Raw genomic sequence first — 19,600 nt, forward strand, 5'->3', positions numbered from 1 at the left:
CTAACAAAAATTATAATAAAATATTACTCTTTAATATTAATTCTTGTTTATATTATCAAACTACAACCGGAGACTCGTCATAGTAATAACTTAAATACTTTAAAAACCACTCCTTCAAATCTTCCTTTTCTAACATAGGAGACATAATAACAGGATAGCTCTTATTGAATTCAAAAATAACACGACGACCTACACGCTCATCTTTCCCAAGATTTTCACGCCAAATAATTTTAGACTTCATCACTTTTGAAAGGTCCAACTCATCGATTATATCTAAAATATTCAATAAGAAGCTACTGTTTCGGAAAATTTCATATTTAATAATATAGTTGTACATATCCAAATTATCTACTAGAAGTTCATAATAACGATTACGTTCAACTATTTCTAACTCAACATCATTTATATATTGTGCTCAAAGTACACATTTATATATATAACTTTCCCAGTTAAAATCCTTTAGGACTATATTGTTAAAATGGCTAATACTTTCCTCAATTTGAGGATATTGCTTCAACAAGTAATCTCTATTTTCAGTAGTAAGTAAAGAGTGCCAAAATAACTCGTCCAAATGAATATCACAATCGGTATTTAAGTATGAATTTGACAATACTTTAAATGCTTCTAAGAACAATTCTTTTCGTTCTAATTCACTTCGTTGTGCCAGATAAATCGGGAAATCAGGTGCTTCGTCTATAATAACTACATCCTCCGAAAAATACTCGTCTTTATACTTAATTTTGTCATCTAAAAAATCCATATAAAATTGTTCATTGTTTTTATAACCTTTTTTGAGCAGTCTAATTTCCATTTGAACTTAGCTCCTTTACTGCCGCTGCGTATTTCTCTATAATTCTATCTGAAATTTTGTAAATAACTTCATCTATGTTATCTATCTTTAATTCATTAATCATCTTTTTTCTCATTAAAGTGTGTAACTTAATGTCCAATGGATCAATCAGATTATCGATTTCATCTAAATCTATTTGTTCTCCATCTCCGTTATTTACGATAAATCGTTGGAGAGCCTTTTGCAGCCCCATATAAATATATGGATTATTTAATGAGTTACTTTTTGGTAGATTATTAAACTGCAACTGTTCATGTTTGTAGTGAATAATTATCGTCTCATTGCCAAGTTCAATTTTTACATCACTTAATAAGTTCGGGTTTAATTTCTTTTCAAATAGTTCTAAAGGTTTTGTAATTCTACCATCAAAAATAACAACATTTGAGAAACCTAAAATTGAATTTTTAGGCACAATAATTTCATCTTTAAATTGTTGGTAAAATTCACTTATGTCATTATTATCTACATAACTGATATCTTCTTTTGACTGTAAATGTAGTTGGATAGTTGTTCGTTTGTTTACGGAAATACGTGACTTTGGAATTTCAATGTAAGATTCATATTGTTTAAGTTTATAAAACTTATTGTCTTTAGATTGAATAACTAAGATAAGTTTTGCTTTTCCTTGTTCAAGTAATCGCTTTATAAAATCAGAATCGATTTCATACGAAATATCAAAACGATAATTATATACATTTTCTTGTAGTTGGACATCTAAAGTAAAATGACTATTTTCATAACTTGTAGATGTGTTCGTTAATATTGGGTATGGGAAATTAGCGTCCTTTTTATATATCATTTTACACCTCTACGTAGTAAACAAATTTAAGAGCTTTGTTGAAATTTTTTGTCAACTCTAACTGTAATTGGGCTCTACCTTCGTCGATAGCAATATCTTTTATAATATTGTTTTCGATTTTACATACTTTTCCTGTTGTTCTATCAATCACTCGACTGTAGTTTTCTATAATATTAAATTCATCGGCATACTCTACGCCCATCCCATCAATAATAGATAGTGAAATAAATGACTAAAGCCTTTAAATAGAGGATATTCTTGTTAAATTACTCTATAAATATATTTGTTTTAACCTTCCCTTACATTCATACAAAAAAAAGAATTACCATAACCATCTGCTGTGTACATAGTTAAAATCAGTTGATACAGGATCTTAACATTTTTAATCAGGTGACTTTATAACATATTTAAACTAGATTCTTTCGACTGATAGGGTAAAAGACCTAAAGTTTTATAGTAGAGATACTGATATAATGGATATGTTTAATTACTAAACATTAAGAATAATTTGATAGATTTTGACGTTTATATAGATTGTTTTGTAATAATATAACATAATATAAGTAATAAATTTTTAAATATTTTAGGTGGTGTTTTTATGGAAAATGATGAAGTAACTAGATTGCTTGATTTAGAGAATTGGGATCTAGAAGATGAGACTATTGCACTTAATTTACCAGAAATAGATCGAGCTTACTTAGCTAAATACATTGAAAAGTACGATGGTATAATCATTGACTTGTCGCAAGACCTTAGTAATTCTGTTAGAGAAGCTGTTGCCTCAAATAAAAATACACCAATTAGCATTCTAAAAAGGTTAAGCATAAGTGACAAAAGTATAGATGTTAAAAACAGAGCTATTTCGACCTTAAAGGAGTTAAGAGAATGAATAACCAATTGAGCAATGAATTATCTAAAGAAGATATTTCATATATAAAAAGGTATTTAAACAAAAATGATTTAAAAGAATTTTTTGATATAGCAGCTGTCGCAGGAGCATATAAAACTATTACTAGAGGTATTCCAGGCGTATATGAAGGTACACATCAGTTTATTAGAGATATAGAAATCGCTAAATTGCTCCAACAAAAATTCCCTAATATGCCCTATAATTCGTCTGAGGGTTTTAAAAGTTGGCTTACCGAACGAATATCTGGCTCACCACAATCGGGAGCTAATGCATTAAGTCGATTACAAGGTGATGGTGCTGGAGAAGTTGACTTTGTTCGAGAAATGCAAGGTAATCTTAGAAGTCTTTTTACAAAAACAGATTTTGCGAGAGATGCTAGTGGAAATATTACTAGTAATATACCTGGCATAGATGCCGTGGAAGTCAATAGATTTACAGATAAAGTACTCAATGAGTTTCAAATAAAAACTTTGCGTTCTGAGGACAACTTAAACAAGGTTTTAAAAGAGTTTACTAACAATAATCATTATAATGAAAATATTACTTTGGTTGGACCAAAAGAGCTTATAGAGGAAGCTAAGAAACAAGGATTACCCAACCCAGTCAAAATAATTGGAAGTGTTGAGAAGAATGCTAAGTCAGCTGAAGCATTAAAAGATAAAGTACAAAGTGGCCAATTGACTACAGAACTTACAACAAAAGCAGTAGTAGGGAAAGTTGTTGGTGGTGCTATTATTGGTGCTGCTATATCAATAGGTATTAGTTCAATCTTTAATTATATTGCATATAAAAAAGGTGCAATAAGCAAAAAAGATATGCTTTCTACGATAGGGAAAGATGTAGCAAAAGGTGCAATTACTGGGGGTGCTCTTGCAGGGATTTCACTATTTGTTCCAGGAGGAATTATAGGTATGGGAATTGGAATAGTCGTTGGTTCCGTTTTACGACGAGCATTAGATGACGCTTTTGGAGATGGCATTTTTGCCGAGATTTTAGACTTAACAAAGTCTGTTCAGGCTAATGTGAAACTTCTTCATAACGGCTCTGTATATATTGCTGAATTAGTAGAAGCAGATGGTAAACAAATAGCTAGAGCAGTTGATACAGTTCAAGAACTAGTTAACGAAAGACTTAATACTGTAAATAGATTACAAAATTTTGAAAATCACTATCAAATTGGACATGTAGTTATAGAGAATAAATCATTTTCATCTAAACTAGAAAATCTAGATAAAATGAAAGAACGTTTGGAGAGAAATTTATGGGAAGTATAGTTGCAATTAAATCAAGATCAGAAGCTGTAAAGGTATTAAACGAAAATAACGATTTAGTTAATCAAAATAATGTACGTCAAACAGTACAAAATGCTCTTTGCAAGCTAAATGATGTGGAAGGAAGAATTGAAACCATTGAAAATAAGGGTTTCTTTAAAAGATTGATCGGTGGAGTAACTGGGAGTAACCAAAAGGAAATGGTTGCAGCAATGCGTGATATCACAGCAGCTCAAAACACGACCATTCAATTAGTCCTTTCATTATCAATCATGCATTCTCAAAATCAAAAAGCATTAGAAGATATTTTAGATGAATTGGACAAGTCTAAAGGAACGTATATTAGAATAACCGATCATATTGAATTTTTATATAGTCAGGTAGAAAATGTAAGGGAATCAAATAAAAAAACTTCATCCGTTCTAACTAATACTAAAAATTTCTTAAAAAAAACATTTGTAGGCATAGGGATTGTAGTAGGTATATTACTCATTATTGGGCTATTTATATACAATAAAAACTTTTGATGATAATTGTGATCAGAACGAGAATTTAGAAATTCCTAGTCTAAAGCAGTTTGGTCACGTTTATGAATTAGATGGTTTTGATAGTAATGACGTAGCAATCGGCTCAACCATCTGCTAATTGCTTGGAAAATTACAGCATACGTATGAGCTTATTAAGTATTCTCTTATGAAAGATTTATTGTATTGTGCGGGCCTTTCACGACCAAGACCCTATCATAATAATTGAAGAATACTGCAAAAAGAGCATTGATGTTGAAATCAAAGCTCTTTTTTTATGCGATTTATTGTGTTATTTTATTACTCATTTATTGGTATTTAACACCAATTTAATAATTTCCCTCTAAAAAGAGAACTCGTTAATCTGAATTAATTTTTTAAGAAATAAAATTAAACAAAGAAGATGCATTTGTAATTAATATAATAATTCTTAAAAGCAATTATTCCAGTCCCCATCAAAATTTCTTTCTCAAGCCCGCATGATTAGCTATTATTTCCAATTTTTGGTAGTACATCTTCAAAAAAATCTGCATCTCGTTCAGAGACATCATCATCATAACTTAAATAAGATGCTATTGAAAGTACAATAAGAATAGTACTTAACGTAACTTGCCATACATGCAATAAATTCCATAACCACAAATTATAATTTGTATATGAAATATTAAAAAAAGTAATTGAAATAGTATAAAAAATAAAATCCAAAATACTCTCACCTGATATGTAATCAGTAATTTTACTTTTAGTTAGAGGATCAATAATAATTTCATTAAATAGAAAATAAGTCAATATGTACAATAAAAAGAATGAAATTAATAATTCAAAAAGACTATGTACCGCTAGTGATATTCTTAAAGGTTTTCTAATAAAAGAGTCTTTCCACCCATGAAGATATATCTTCTTATTTCCAACTTTCCCAAAAATTCTCGCTTTAACTTGTACTACATCTTTATAAAAAGCAGTTCCAATTTCAATAGTTCTAGATAAAAGTCTATATAGTAGAGTAAAAAACAGAATATATATAAAAAATGTAACTACAGAATTTTTAAATAAAAGCATTCCTACAATTAATGTACCTAATACACAGGTTAAAGTTACATTTAACCAGTTTGAAAATTTTATGAAAAATTTATTCATAATTCTAATCGAATCATGACATTGTACACACAACTCTTCATATTGATACATTTGTATGCCGCATATGCATTCTTTTTTCTTCTTAAGAGTTTGCATAATTTTTTTTTTATAATACTTAGCCATCATTAAATCTGGGGTTAAAATCCATCCCACTAGAGTTTTTATCTTTTTCCAAATAGCTTTTTGTAATTTAATAAATTTTCCCTCGTTACTTTCTTTGAAATAAATATTAAATACTTTTTTATATGCGATTATATGTAGAAGAAAAGTTAATGAGAAATGCACTATTATTGAAATTAATATTAGAACCATGATGATACTTATATTAGTATTATTTATATTATTAATGGCAAATTCAGATTTATTTAAAAGAGAGAATACCAAAATTGTAATAATTAATACTGTGATACTTATTAACTTTGTTATTCTTATACCTACTTCAGGTCCTTTCTTTAGTAAAACAAAGTTTTCTTTATCTGTTTCTTTTATCTTATAACCCTTATAGACATTTTCATAGTTTAGTTTTACATTACTCATTAAATAATTATCCCCTCTTAAATAGTTTATCTGCGTATTAATTATTAAAATAAAAAAATCTTTTTCTACAAATAATACTTTATTAATTCAGTGAAACTTGCACCACTTGGTGCATCATACATTATTTCAAACTTATAGCTTCCTAGTGAAACCATCGTATTGCAAACAGCTGGCATTCGGTTTCATAGACCTAGAATTTTATGTATCTCCCCTGAGTTTAGTTCAATAAACTTTTTTCCTTCTTCTTTGAGTTTACTAATATTTAATTAATTGCTTGAAGATCAGTTCAGTTAATCCAGGGTTATATATTGCGTTTCCCTTTATTGTTATCTGTGATTTGCTACATACTTCATTCTTAATAGAATTAGCATAATTATATACTAATTCGTTATTTATCTTTAAAGTCTCATTTTACTTATCATAATTACAATACATAAAGCCAATTTGCAAAAAAAACATATCTATAAGCTTCATAGGTATGTAAATTGCATCATCAATTTTAACGTTACTTTGAAACCTATTAAACTCTTCCTTATTAAAAAATCAATTAATTCTTTAAGTGAACTTTCATTAAACTGTTCGGAAACACACATTTCTTATATTGTGAAATATGTTGTTGTGAGAATAGCTAAGATTTTTATGAATTTGATGAAGAATTATATTATCCTACCGATGATTACGAATGGAATAAAGTTTTGGACTAAACAGTAATGACTGGTAATCTAGTTTAATTTTAAAAGAGGTGACTTTAGTTAAAGAACCTCTTTTTTGTTATGTATTTACTTGTTTTTTTTTACAACTTTTGTCAATTCTATTAATCGATCCCAAACTACTAAATCATCGTTGATTGTTTTTTGTGTCTCTATAACTTCAGTAGTTTCTCCATTTAAAACTCTACTTGGACTTTCTTCGAACTTACAATTTTCAAGTATAGTTTTTAGAGTGCTTTCATTATTAAATTCCTTGACCAGTTCCATGACGGTTAAATTGTCTTGTCTTCTTCTTTTAATTCTTTCATAATACCTAAACTCCTCCATCATTATCTTGTATTGTTTTAAGAAGAAAAATGCTATTACTTCTATAAAAATCATTGCGCCAAAGCGAGGAACATAACTAAATACAACACTGAGAATACTTTTACTCGTATCAATTTTTATCAAATCACCAAATATAGGAGAATAGAATAAAAATATTCCTACAAATGCAATTATGCACCCTGACAAAAGGTAAGCACCTGCACGATTATAGATTTTATTAGCCAATTCTACTGCTTCACTAACATGTACATTCATTATATGTATATCTCTAACATGGACATCTTTTGTATGTTTTTTTATTATTTTCACTTCTTTGTCGCCATGTAACTCTAATGTTCTAAATCTTCTTCTCAATGAGTCAATCGGTAATCCTCCAAAAATTAATTTAAAAAGTATAGGAAAAATAATCGTTATAGAACTAAATAAAATCTTGTCGTAATAACGGTCAATATCCCTAGGGGTCGCACTCCACACAATGTATTGCCAAAAAGGAAAACCAACTAAATACGCGGTAATGAACCAGAATATTAATTCCATTATTTTAGAAAACTTAGATTTTATTAACCTCGTTATTAACCTGTTGTATTTAATAATACTTGACATTTTTAAAATCCCCTTCAAATAAAAATCTAGTTATTTTAATATTAAAAACACCCTTCTTTTAATAATTCCATATATAAAAGTATCACAAAATATCGGTGAATTAACAGATTATTTTAAATAAAAAAAAGATTTTCTGTTTAACAAAAAAAATACACCGTCAATAAAATGGCGGTATATCATTTTAATGTTTATTTAACTCTTGATCTTTCTTCATTCCGACATATACTCCTGAATTTTCTCTACCCGAACCTGCGAAGTAGTTGGCGATTTCGATTAATGCAATTCCGAAGAATTCTGCATCACCATCATCATGGAATATGATTGAACTTATTCATGTGACCGTCAGATGTGCAATTTCAATTCTTGTGTTTATAAAAGTATATTAAAATCTATTTGTTTTTTCATGTGATGTTATATCAAAATTTTGAACACCATATGGTATACAAATCTTCCTCTGGGTTGGTAGACCACATAACGCACAAAAATTGTTAGGTAGTTCCTTCTTAGACTCCGCATTTGGAAGTTCTATATGTTTTGAATTAATTAGTTTAATGCCTTTAAGGAGTGTATCTTGTTAATCGATACTCTTATTAACGACATTTTTATTAATTGTTTAATGATAACTTCAATTGTAATATAAAATTTTGCATAATGTGTACCATCTTCTTTTCCAATGATTGCACCGTTTACCAATATGTAACAAAATTTTCTAAACTTTTAGTAAGTGATACCTAAACTTCACTTATGGTTTCTTTTGTATTGTGATCTCCAATAAATTGAATACATCATAGCACGATATTAGACTCAGTGTTTACCCCCGTAAAGAAAAGGAATAGGTTAAATGACCTATTCCTTACTGTATACTTACATTAATTTCGCACTGTCTTAATCATTTCAATACTGCCTTACTCTCCAATTTATGAATAGCATCCTTATACCAATCATTAAATGGCTGTAAAAAGCTAGGTTTTTCAATCCATTCTTGATTTTCTAACTGGAAGGTATGTATAAAGTATCCTGTTACGCCAATATCAAACACACCACCTTCTAATCCCTTATCTCGGATAACCAACATGGGTAAATCCAATACGAAAGCCATTGAAGCCTCAATATGATTCCATGGAGTAGGTAACAATGTATCTTTAATAGTCTTTTCACTTTCTGTATTAGGTTTAGAAATTCCCCTTTGTATTTTTGTCTGAGGAAAACCCAAAATAATAGCACCAGAACATTGTCTCATTAATTGTTCGACAGCTTTCATCGGGGAAACATTAGGAAAATCCGTCTTGCCAATAGTTCTTACTCGCATACCTCTTGCCCCTAGTAATCCCTCTATTTTCTGCATAGTTCTTTCTTGATTTTCATCCAAATTATTGGGCCTACTAACAAAAATATCAATATTCATCTCCAATTCTCCTTTTTGTATGTTTCTTAAAGTTACTATTAGTATACTATGATATTCTTAATAGAATAGGAATTGTTACATAAAGTAAATGGAAAAAACTCTACTAATCTATAATATGTGAGGTCGAATTTTTAACTTGTCCATACTCTTTATATTTGAAAACAGAGAAATCTTGCACTCTTGCCTGCTATCCATCTCTAACACTTGTCTTTAACTTGTATATTTAAATGATACAAATTCAACAAAAATAGAAAGACATAGGATAAGATAACCCTTTGTCTTTCATAGGCTAGTATTTTTTGCTTTCAATAATAGTTACTCGAATTCTTGGTCTTTTGTATTATCAAATGAATACCTTCTAAATAATAGTTACTATAGTTATATTTTAATTGCTACTCGAAAATAGAATTATTCTAATTTAATAACCTATATTCATGCCACTAAGTTATGTAATTTTAAATAAACAAGACGTCCTATTGTTGTTCGCCCTCAATATTTTTAAATTTTTTATAAAAGGGATTCAATTGCGCAAACCATCTCATTTAGTTCTGATTCATAATCGCTAAAGCCATACTGAGTTGTTGCAATTTCATCAAATGCTTGCCAAACTGTTTTCCCAAAACCAGACGATAATTCTTCAGAAGTGTAACCAGCATATAAATCCATTATTTCTTGAATTTCAGCGTCCTGTTTTTTCAAACCCTTTTTCATATCAAAAAATGCTCTTTGCTCTAATGTAAATTTAAAGAAAGGGTGATCTTTTTCTTTTTGTCTATTTTCTTTACTTAACCAATTCTCAAGAGCTTCAACAGGGATATAATTTTCTATTTCTCGTTTCTCCAATACTACAAGTTTTAAATTCTTTTCTTCACAAATAGACAATAATCTTTTTACCTTACTACTTTCTTCTTGAGTTTGGTTTGGATGCTTTCGATCACTGTCCACAATGCAAATCATTCGTGTTGGATATAGTGAGTTCTCTATGACCACTTTATCAATAGTGTCTCCACCTCCATGCAAAAACTGCACTTCTCTTTCAGTACATAATTCCCTTCCACGAAGCGCTCTATATACAGCTTGTATAAACCTTTTATCAGATTCAGTATTTTCTACTGTTATATATAATAACCTTCCTAAGTATGTATCAATTTTACTAACATCTATATATTGATATTCTATTTTCTCAACATAATCTATCAATAAAAGTCCATCATAAAATGACTTTTGCCCTGTTAGATTTAAACTTTCGGTGTTTGTAATTCTTACGATCTTTTCATTTTTATTCCCAGAATAAAAATGCTCCATTACCAATGATTTTATAGTTTCAGAGTAATTTATATACTTTTCACTTTGAATAATTTGATCAGTATTTATACCGTTTTCAAATATTAACCTGTGTTTTCCACTTTCTACCCACGAAAGAATTTTTTTTATTGTTTTATATATAGAATCATCAGTAAAAGAAAGATTCCATAACTTACCTGAAATGCTTATTACCATTCATCGTCACCTTTGTCCATATTAGCCTTTAACTTATTTATCTGCATTATTTCTTTATAATCTTGATCAAAGAAGTCTGCTGGCCAATCTTTTATGTCACCATTGGATTCTATATTTAATTTTTTTACAATACTACCGTTTTTATCATCTAAATCCTTTTCCACATAGTATATTGCTACTTTCTCAGATGAAATAGAGCCTTCCAGAATTCTCCTACGTAGTCTTAATATTAAATGCTCACTATGAGTTTCAACTATGAAGCAGTTTTGAGGACTTATATTTGCACCCATAATAAACAAATCCGCTAAATTGGACTGTGCGTATGGATGTAAATGCAGTTCTGGTTGTTCAACTATAGTAAATTTCTTTACTAATTTATCCATTCTTCTATTGATAACACCTAAACCACTTCTACCTTGATTACCTTGTAATACTTGAACGATAATTGGTAGAACTTGAGATAAGCCAAATCCCACATCAATAATATTATTTTTGACACCTGTTTGTAGATCTTCTACAACAATCCTATACATTCCGCCTTTTAGGTCCTCTACTTCAATATTGATGTGCAAATGGTCTGCAAGCCAATCATTCAATCTTTTAAAGAAACGTGTATCGTTTCTTCTATAATAACTAGCTAATAGCTCAGAAGTATACGACCCATCGGAACTAATACTTAATTTATTTGCTTCTTGATACCTGTAATTTCTATCTGGTATTCTACGAAATGGACCAATATAAGATATATTAGCGACTGTACTAGATACGTACATTTCTACTATCCGTAACAAATTTCTTATATTAGTAGTTTCTTTATTTTCTTTCCATTCCTTTTCTTCATTTTTATTAAGATTTTGATATAGAATACGAGGTGTTAATCCGTCAAAAATCACTTTAAATTCTTTCTCAAGCTTATTTTTAGTATAAGTTTTGTAATTGTTGTAATCCACCTTTGTTACAAGAAATAATTCCTTTTCATCAAATTTAATTTCATATTTTTTTATTTCAAGTTCTCCAAAAAAGCGCCTATCAGTAACTTGTCTTCCCACTTCAATGCTTACATGAATTTTAGAATCATCATATCCTTCATCTCCAATAAAAATTAAAAAATCTTCAATTGAATCTTCAAAGAAAAAACGATTTTGTTTTGCAGTATTTTTTATATCCTCCAAACTTATTGTAAGAGTAAAAGAAACATTTTCTTTTTCATTATGATTAAAAACAATATCCTCATAATTACCATAATCAATGTATTTACCATAAAAAAGTAATGGAGAAATACTTTCTTCAATTGTTTGTTTTAAAACAATTGGAAATCTCACTAAACTACTTTTTCCACTACTATTTTTACCAATAAATATAGTAATAGGTTTAATTTCAACGCTCCCAGAATCAACAAAACTTTTTATATTATTTAATCTAAAAGAATACACTGAGAAACCACCTTCTTCCTTAGTTTTCCAACAAATAAACATAATTTCTAAAATTAATATATTCTATAAGAATTTATTAATGACCTTCTAACAGTTTAACCTTTACAGGAATAACTGCTAGTACTTTCTTTCTAATTATGTATACCTTTAACATTTCTTTTTTCTATAACTTTGTAGTATTCAAGTAATGAATACACACATTAAAACTTTTTAATTCTATATTTAATCCCAAAAACCTTAATATGATAATATTCTACAGATCATAAACAGTTTTAATATCAATATATTTATCTTCTGAAACTATTACAATTAAGCAAGGAATATTTTTATTTTTGCTGTAGTTTAAATAACGGAGAGCGGAATTATATCTTGCACCTCTAGAAATTGTACCTATGTTCTCATTAGCAATACCATCTAAAATGAATAGCGTAACAAACTCCAGTATCATCTAATAAAATAGCTCTGTCTATTGCTGCCCTTAACAATACTATCTGGAATTTCACTTGTCTTGTTAATTAAAAAGCTTTGATTACAAAGCCGTACCGCTTCATTCTCAGCATTTTGGGTTATTACCACCATCGTTCCGTGAGGCTGTTTTTTTGCTAAATCAATAAATTTCCAAACATTTTCATACTCCAAAGTGTTAAAAGTTTTTTCGAACTGTTTTGCAAACTCTGATTCTTTTACCGATGCTTTTGGTATACTGGGTACTCTATAGGCAACACTCATCACTTTCTGATTTCTAGATGTAATAACATCCCATTCTCCTTGGCCTTTAAAATCTATTAAAAAAGCTTTTCTAGGAAGATTTTGCTTCATATCTCTTTTGCCTATTCCAAAAATTACTTCCCCGTTACAGAAAAGGCTTACATCCCCACTACTAATTTCTAACAATTTCCTAATTACTGTTGCAGAGCTATATTCTGTAATAGGTATCGGCTTCGATAAAATTAATTTATCTTCTAAAGTAATGTCAAGCGAGCAGAAAAGTATATTTCCTCGATTCTCACTACTTTCATATTTTAATAGTGAAATATTATGTATTAAATCATAAAGATTAATACTCTCTTTCTTGTCTACATCATTCAAAAAACTTCTATAGATTTTATCATTTAATGCTGCAATACCTGCACTAATTCATAAATTATCTATTTGTTCAATTTTTGGTTTTTCAATAAACGATTTCTTTGTTATGAGCTTTAAGATTTCTACTAAGAATGTATAATTTTCTATCTCGTTTTTTATATCTTTTGATATACCAAAAATTGTAACTAAACCATCATCTACTCCATATACAGGATTTACTTCAACGTATTTATCATAGATATCATCATATACTTTAAAAGTATCCTTTGACATCTTTATAACAATAATCATTGTTAGAAAGTAAATTTAATTCATCAATATAATCTTTAGATAACTCTTTTATAAGCTTCTCTAGTTCTTTTGGTAATATATGACTTTCTAATGAAAAGACCTTTTCATCATTATGTTGAGAAATTTCACCCTCTTTCTTATATACTACTTTCCTTTGGAATATCTCTGTAATCCATTCTGATTCACTTAAATTAAAACTTCCTCTTTTTCTAAAATAAATAATTGAAGCTATCGGTTTCTAACTAATACCTATTTTTTTGAATAGTAAATCTAGGAATTCCTGAGATTTATTTAGTAAATTTTCGTTTAATTCTAAATCGTTACCATTCCAATCTTCATAATCATAATTCATAATATAGTTCTTCCTTATACCTTCATTCGAGTATTATTTAAACTTTTTTATTTGATCTAATCAATTCTTTAATATTTCCTAACTTATAGTTGTACATTTCTTAACTCTTCATTAATAAACAATCGTTTTTTCTTTTTAAGTAGTATTCTATTAGATTTTGTACAATAAAATCCCGTTCGTATCTCCAAACACAGTAAATTGAAGTTTAAATTCGCCGTTAGGACCAAACTATTTAAAATGCTTCACTGTTTTATACTTAGGAAAATAATACCATAATTTGAATAGTTTGGGAGTTATTAATTGGTTAATACAACAATAATTAATTAGAACATGTGGCTGAGCATACTATTTTTGCATAAATAAGAATCCAATCAGCTTCGAGTGGACTACTAAGACGCTCTTTTCGAAAATTCATTTGCCTTAATTGGTAGCATTTTTAACATATATCCTGTTGGATTATCAACTGTTCCAACGGAATTAGAAATTGCATACATAGAATCAAGAAGATTTCTAAATCCGTATTGCTTATGTACACCATTTATTATTTCAACTGAATTAGGGTTTAATTCTGGGCCTATCAACTTTAGTATATTATGTACACCCCTATCAACAAAATACCCCACCTCACCTGTCTCATTTACATCAACAATAATAACTTCAGTTGAAACTTCATCTTCGTTGACTTGTTTCAATCTTTTTATACGTCCGTCAAGTACACCGTTGTGAGTGGCTGCTCCAATGGCCATCTCAACATCTACCTTACGATCAAAGATTGAGTAAATGTTATGTGCTTTTATCTTATCTCTATCGTAAATAGGCAATGACTCAAAATATATAATATCAAGTTCTTTAAGTTCCTTAATTATCTCTAGTAAATAACCTCCATCAACCTAGCTCTCAATATCTGATCACTATGATAATATATGTACAGACTATGTATTCTTTTCATAAGAACATTATGAGCATTTAATATTATTTCCCACTAATAATCTCACTATCTTCAAACTCATCTTTCCCCTATAAGCTTCAGTAACCCTATAATTCTCAGTAAGTATTTTTATTTCATCAGTACGTTCATCTTATGCGATTGATGGGTATTAATTCCTTAAATCTATAGCCCAGCCCACCCAATTAAATTCTATTTGAAAAGGCTATACTCCGTTATTAATAAAACGAAAAATAGCCTTTTTTGATTTAAAAATATATATTTATTGTATTAAAACAGAATCGAATTAACTTGATTTGGTTTCACATTTATTCCTACTTGCTGATCGTTTACATATACTTCTTCTTTTACTTTTTCATTAAAATCAACAGTGTACACCTGCTCAATCTCATCATTAAATTGCAAAAAAGCATACTCTTCATTTTCCGATGAATTATAAAAACGAATAACAAATTTATCTACTTTTTCAGCCTTTTTCAATGTACTTAGAACAACATTTTTGGAACGCTCTTTAAAAAAGCTATACTCTAAAGGAGTCTTAGCACCAGACTCATTCAACTTCATAGCATCATAAGGAATCTTATTATAAGCAACAATCGGAGTTAAATACTCCTTAGCAATCCTCGCAACATTCTCTTCCATATTATATTTAACAAACGCAAATTCCAACGAGAACTTCCCAATCATCTGGGAATCCGGAGTAGGCAACTTAATCCCAGACGGTCGCCCAGGTCTTCGAACCAACTCTTCTTTCCCAACAAATCCAACACTCCTAAACAAAGTAATCGCTATTGTATCAAACTTTTCACCAACAATTTCATATTCTCTCGTACTATTTGTTAATACACTTACTCCATAATCATCGTTCGATAAACAAACATAACTCAACATAGGATAGATCGAATCTGGTCGTTCATCCCAATTTTCTTCCTCCCAGACATAAATAGCCGAATCTACAACATCTCGTTTTATTGAACCAAATTGGTTATCCGATTCTGAGAAAGCTGAAGCAATCCCCGTTGGAATTAATACTCTTAATCTATGATCCTTTGCCTGATTATCCACTTCTAATTTAATATCAAATCTCGGTTTATGTTTCGGAACGTTGACTACAATACGAACTTCGACAGAACCATCGATAATTTGTTCTTTACGTTTTTCTATGTTTGAAGGAACAGCCAAAGTATATCTAATATCAATGGTTGCCCCATATCGATTTAGCTGAATTTTCGTTTCGGCTTGGACTGAATCGCTATAAATTAACTCTTCATTTAGAAGTGGAGAGTAATCATACTCATCTCCATCATCGCCACCATTTTCTAAAAGCAGGACATTAGTAAAGCTATGTTCATGTTGCTTATCAAAAATATTTAAAGTTCCATTTGAATTAACGGTAATCTCATAATAATCTGTTTCTATTTTATTAGTAGAGTATGTTATTTTCTTTAAAACATCATCACTTTCCTCTAGAAAATATGTCTTATAACCCATCGATGGAATTTTATCTTTTAATTGGATTGTATATTCAATGAAAGGATCATAGTTTCCATAATGAACAATTTGACGATCAATTAGTCCTGGGTCAGTAATCTTGCTTGCGATAATCTCAAAATCTATGTCATTAGACTCATGATCAATAAGCTTAAATGATTTTAACTTTGTCATAACGCTCGTAGTCACAACTTCAGTACGCTCATAAGGAAGTAAGTTAAATAGTGTCACGCGATTATTTTCATTAGAAGTATCCATCGAATCAACTATTTTACGCTTATAAAAATTAATTAACTGATCAACTTTCTCTTCAGCTAAATAAAAACGATTTAAAATCTCTCTATGTACTTTATCAGAACAACAACACCCAATACTATCATGCGCATGGTTTTTCATAATCTCTTTCCAAATTAGTTCAATCAAACCGTGGTGATATTCAAATCCTAAGCGATAAGCAATCGATGCAAGTGGCTCTAAAATATTAGTAATCTTGTTCTCAATTCTAGTATTAGCCGCTTTAATATCCATTCTAGTCGAGTAAATACTACGGTGAACACGCATATACTTCCCATCTAAAAATTCACCTTTCAATGTATCAAGATCTTTTTGTGTTTCTAGATATTCAAAAACATTTTCATATTTACTTAAGAAAAATTCACGCTCTGGATATAGCTTTTGTAGCTTTTCGATAACGGAAAAAATATTCTTTTGAATTGGCATCTGATCATGACCGTTCGGTAAAATAATATGTTCAGTTGTTGCACCACGATCAAGTACCGTAAAATACTTATCAATTCTACTTTGAAGTGCTTCCTCATCTTCAGGTAAATACTTACCTATTGCATAGCCAAGCGGAAACAATTGAACTAACACCTTTGAACCATCATCCGTCTCCCAATAAAATTCAGTCTTATTTGTTCCATGACGTTCAGATGTTCCACGCCAAAAAATTGAATACTTAATATCAAACCCGTTTAAGATCATCGGCATTTGAGCTGATTGTCCAAATGAATCTGGAAGATAACCAATTTTCATCGGTACTCCAAACTCTTCGCAATCCTTCATTCCATACAATAAATTACGAACGATTGACTCGCCACCAACAATCATTTCATCAGTTTGCGTATACCATGGTCCAATAATTAATCGACCTTCTTGAACTAGCTTTTTTACTCGCACTTTATTTTCTGGTTTTACCGCGAAATAATCTTCTAAAATCGCAGTTTGCCCATCTAATATATAGTAGGGATAATCTGAATTTGTTTCTAACATCTCCATAATTTCTTCCATATTATTAACTAGTAGAATTCTAGATTCTTCTGTTGTAAAATACCATTCTCTGTCCCAATGCATATGTGGAACGATATGAACTTTTTTCATTTTATGCCTCCACCCTTACGCTACATTTTGTTGTGATGATTTTACTTGTATATCTTTAATGATTTTTTGTTTTCTTGTCATGATTAGTAAAATTGTTGAAATAACTGCTCCAATTAAGGCCGCTCCAAACCAAATACTTGCAGCTACTAAAGCTGGTTTACCTTGGAGTAAAGCTAATGAGAAAATCCCAGCACCTGGAACATTTAAACCAATATTAAAGTAAGCAACAATCGCTCCTGTTACTGCTGAACCAGCAATTAATGAAGGAATCACTCGAAGTGGATCATTAATCATAAATGGAATTGCCCCTTCTGTTATTCCAGCTAATCCAAGTAACCAAGTTTGTTTACCAATTTCTTTTTCTTGTTCAGAAAATAGATGTTTACCTATTATCGTTGCTCCTGTTACCGAAAACGCTGAAACCATTTTGACAGATGCAAATGCTGCGTAAGGTACAATATTTCCACTAGCCATTGCACCAATACAGAATGTGTAAGCAGCTTTGTTTACTGGACCACCAAGGTCAAATGAAACCATAGCTCCCAAAATTGCTCCAAGTATTATAGCGTTTGACCCACTCATTCCATTGAGCCAATCAATTAACCCTTCGTTTAAGAAAGCTAATGGCTTACCAATTACAAATAGCATAATTGAACCAACTACTAGTGTTCCTACTACAGGATAAAACCAGAAGCTAACAAAGCCTCCAAAAGTCCCTTTAGGTTTCACTTTTACCTTTAAATACTTTAAGAAATAACCTGCTAGTAATCCTCCAAGCATACCTCCTAAAAATCCACTGCCTATTAAATTAGCCGCAACCCCTGCTGCAAAACCTGGCCCTAATGCTGGTTTATCAGCAATCGAGTAGGCCATGTACGCTGATAAAATCGGAATCATGATCTGTCCTAATAAAGAACCACCTAATTGGCGTAATAGCCATAACCATGATTCTTCTGCGGCATATACATCTTGAAGACCAAATGCTTGAGCAATAAAGACTGCCGCTGCTAAGGTCATACCACCCGCTACAATGACAGGGATAATATGAGAGATTCCTGTTAAAAGAGAATCCTTAATTTCTGTTTTAATAGATTTGTTTTCTACTTCATGATGTTGCTCTTCACTTTTGACCATTTCTGATTTAGGCACATTTCCCACTTTTTGGAGAGCTTGTTCTAAAATTACTTTTGCGTTTCGAATTGGTGCAGCTACAGATGTTTTAACTTTTGGAAGATGCTTGAATCGCTCTTCATCTTTTACCGCAACATCCACAGCAAATACAATCGCATCAGCCTTTCTAATCAAATCAAACGTATGGCGATCTTCAATTCCATTTGCGCCTTGTTTTTCAACGAATACATTAATTCCTAATTCATTCCCCGCTTTCATAAGTGCTTCCGCTGCCATATATGTATGTGCAATGCCAGCTGGGCAAGCTGTAATAGCTAATACTGTTTTATCACCATTTGGAGAGACTTTCAGATTAGTAGGTTGTAAAGGTGCATCAAGACGATCGAATAGTTCTTTATTTGTTCTTGCTTGGAGTAAATTATTCTTATACTCTTCATCTGATAATCTTGTAACCAATTCAGCTAATAAAGTAAGATGCGTAGTGCCTTCCTCTTCTTTTGGAATGGCTAACAAAATCACTAATTCAACTTGATTACTTGGATCAATACTTTCCCAATTATTCATTGGTTTCTCAAGCGTTACTACCGCGAACGAAGATTCTTTAACTGATGAAGATTTACCATGTGGAATTGCTAGACCACCTTCAAATCCAGTAGGTGATAGTTCTTCTCTTTCCATCACCGCATTGTAAAACTCTTCTTCAGAATGGATTTTCCCTTCTGCTGCCAACTTTTTAACTAAGTATTTTATGATTTCTTCTTTTGATGAAAATGACATTTTTGTACTGATTAAATCTTCAGAAGTTAACTTTTTTAACTGCATATTTGTAACCCCTTTCATTAGTTAATGGACTACTTTGGTTTCATCATAGCAAAAAAAAAATAAGAAGCTTAAAACTTCTTATTTTTACACAGTGT

At 30.3% G+C, this 19,600-nt stretch carries 17 protein-coding genes; 3 read left to right on the forward strand and 14 right to left on the reverse strand.

The features are described from left to right. Window positions 1-55: 55 nt before the first annotated feature. The 4 genes from AN960_RS25210 to AN960_RS20830 all read right to left on the reverse strand — a co-directional run bounded on the left by AN960_RS25210 (window position 56) and on the right by AN960_RS20830 (window position 1,851). Window positions 56-337: a hypothetical protein gene (locus AN960_RS25210; RefSeq protein WP_286131770.1), complete on the reverse strand. Its 282-nt coding sequence runs from the start codon at window positions 335-337 to the stop codon at window positions 56-58. A gap of 78 nt (window positions 338-415) precedes the next feature. After that, a complete protein-coding gene (locus tag AN960_RS25215; RefSeq protein ID WP_286131771.1) occupies window positions 416-811 on the reverse strand; it encodes a hypothetical protein in 396 nt (131 codons plus the stop codon). Next, window positions 801-1,649 (reverse strand): hypothetical protein, encoded by an 849-nt coding sequence (locus AN960_RS20825; RefSeq protein WP_056475826.1) that lies wholly within the window; start codon window positions 1,647-1,649, stop codon window positions 801-803. Before AN960_RS20825 ends, AN960_RS25215 begins: the two co-directional genes overlap by 11 nt. 1 nt (window position 1,650) lies before the next feature. Next, window positions 1,651-1,851 (reverse strand): hypothetical protein, encoded by a 201-nt coding sequence (locus AN960_RS20830; RefSeq protein ID WP_056475828.1) that lies wholly within the window; start codon window positions 1,849-1,851, stop codon window positions 1,651-1,653. 396 nt (window positions 1,852-2,247) lie between these two features. Between AN960_RS20830 and AN960_RS20835 the strand changes: the two genes are divergently transcribed. Genes AN960_RS20835 through AN960_RS20845 form a run of 3 tightly spaced genes read left to right on the forward strand, consistent with a single transcriptional unit; the run spans window position 2,248 to window position 4,357 of the window. Continuing rightward, the gene (locus AN960_RS20835) at window positions 2,248-2,538 is read left to right on the forward strand and encodes a hypothetical protein (RefSeq protein WP_056475833.1); all 291 of its coding nucleotides are present in this window, start codon (window positions 2,248-2,250) and stop codon (window positions 2,536-2,538) included. Further along, a complete protein-coding gene (locus tag AN960_RS20840) occupies window positions 2,535-3,833 on the forward strand; it encodes a hypothetical protein (RefSeq protein ID WP_056475836.1) in 1,299 nt (432 codons plus the stop codon). Before AN960_RS20835 ends, AN960_RS20840 begins: the two co-directional genes overlap by 4 nt. Then, on the forward strand, window positions 3,821-4,357 hold the full coding sequence (locus tag AN960_RS20845) for a hypothetical protein (RefSeq protein ID WP_056475838.1): 537 nt from the start codon (window positions 3,821-3,823) through the stop codon (window positions 4,355-4,357). The genes AN960_RS20840 and AN960_RS20845 overlap by 13 nt, the downstream gene beginning before the upstream one ends. 480 nt (window positions 4,358-4,837) lie before the next feature. Here AN960_RS20845 and AN960_RS20850 read toward each other — a convergent pair whose 3' ends face one another. The 10 genes from AN960_RS20850 to mngA form a co-directional block, all read right to left on the reverse strand. After that, a complete protein-coding gene (locus AN960_RS20850; RefSeq protein WP_056475841.1) occupies window positions 4,838-6,028 on the reverse strand; it encodes a hypothetical protein in 1,191 nt (396 codons plus the stop codon). 779 nt (window positions 6,029-6,807) lie between these two features. Continuing rightward, window positions 6,808-7,668 carry a hypothetical protein gene (locus tag AN960_RS20855; RefSeq protein ID WP_056475845.1) on the reverse strand — a complete coding sequence of 287 codons (861 nt, stop codon included), beginning with the start codon at window positions 7,666-7,668 and terminating at the stop codon, window positions 6,808-6,810. A gap of 889 nt (window positions 7,669-8,557) precedes the next feature. Then, complete coding sequence (locus tag AN960_RS20860) at window positions 8,558-9,073, reverse strand: hypothetical protein (RefSeq protein ID WP_056475849.1); 516 nt, start codon at window positions 9,071-9,073, stop codon at window positions 8,558-8,560. Between the two features lie 507 nt (window positions 9,074-9,580). Then, window positions 9,581-10,573, reverse strand: coding sequence for a hypothetical protein (locus AN960_RS20865; protein WP_056475851.1), 993 nt, complete (start codon window positions 10,571-10,573; stop codon window positions 9,581-9,583). Beyond that, the gene (locus tag AN960_RS20870; protein ID WP_056475854.1) at window positions 10,567-12,006 is read right to left on the reverse strand and encodes an AAA family ATPase; all 1,440 of its coding nucleotides are present in this window, start codon (window positions 12,004-12,006) and stop codon (window positions 10,567-10,569) included. Before AN960_RS20870 ends, AN960_RS20865 begins: the two co-directional genes overlap by 7 nt. Before the next feature lie 444 nt (window positions 12,007-12,450). Continuing rightward, a complete protein-coding gene (locus AN960_RS20875) occupies window positions 12,451-13,095 on the reverse strand; it encodes a hypothetical protein (RefSeq protein ID WP_056475858.1) in 645 nt (214 codons plus the stop codon). 48 nt (window positions 13,096-13,143) lie between these two features. Further along, window positions 13,144-13,365, reverse strand: coding sequence for a hypothetical protein (locus AN960_RS20880; RefSeq protein ID WP_056475861.1), 222 nt, complete (start codon window positions 13,363-13,365; stop codon window positions 13,144-13,146). 759 nt (window positions 13,366-14,124) lie between these two features. Then, window positions 14,125-14,481 carry a hypothetical protein gene (locus tag AN960_RS20885; RefSeq protein WP_056475863.1) on the reverse strand — a complete coding sequence of 119 codons (357 nt, stop codon included), beginning with the start codon at window positions 14,479-14,481 and terminating at the stop codon, window positions 14,125-14,127. A gap of 470 nt (window positions 14,482-14,951) precedes the next feature. Beyond that, a complete protein-coding gene (gene mngB, locus AN960_RS20890; RefSeq protein ID WP_056475866.1) occupies window positions 14,952-17,552 on the reverse strand; it encodes a mannosylglycerate hydrolase in 2,601 nt (866 codons plus the stop codon). A gap of 15 nt (window positions 17,553-17,567) precedes the next feature. Beyond that, entirely contained in the window at window positions 17,568-19,505 is a 1,938-nt protein-coding gene (gene mngA / locus AN960_RS20895; protein ID WP_056475868.1) for a PTS 2-O-a-mannosyl-D-glycerate transporter subunit IIABC, read from the reverse strand. Between the last annotated feature and the right edge of the window lie 95 nt (window positions 19,506-19,600).

This window comes from Bacillus sp. FJAT-25509, from assembly GCF_001420605.1.
In the GTDB taxonomy this organism is placed as follows: Bacteria; Bacillota; Bacilli; order Bacillales; family Bacillaceae_G; genus Gottfriedia.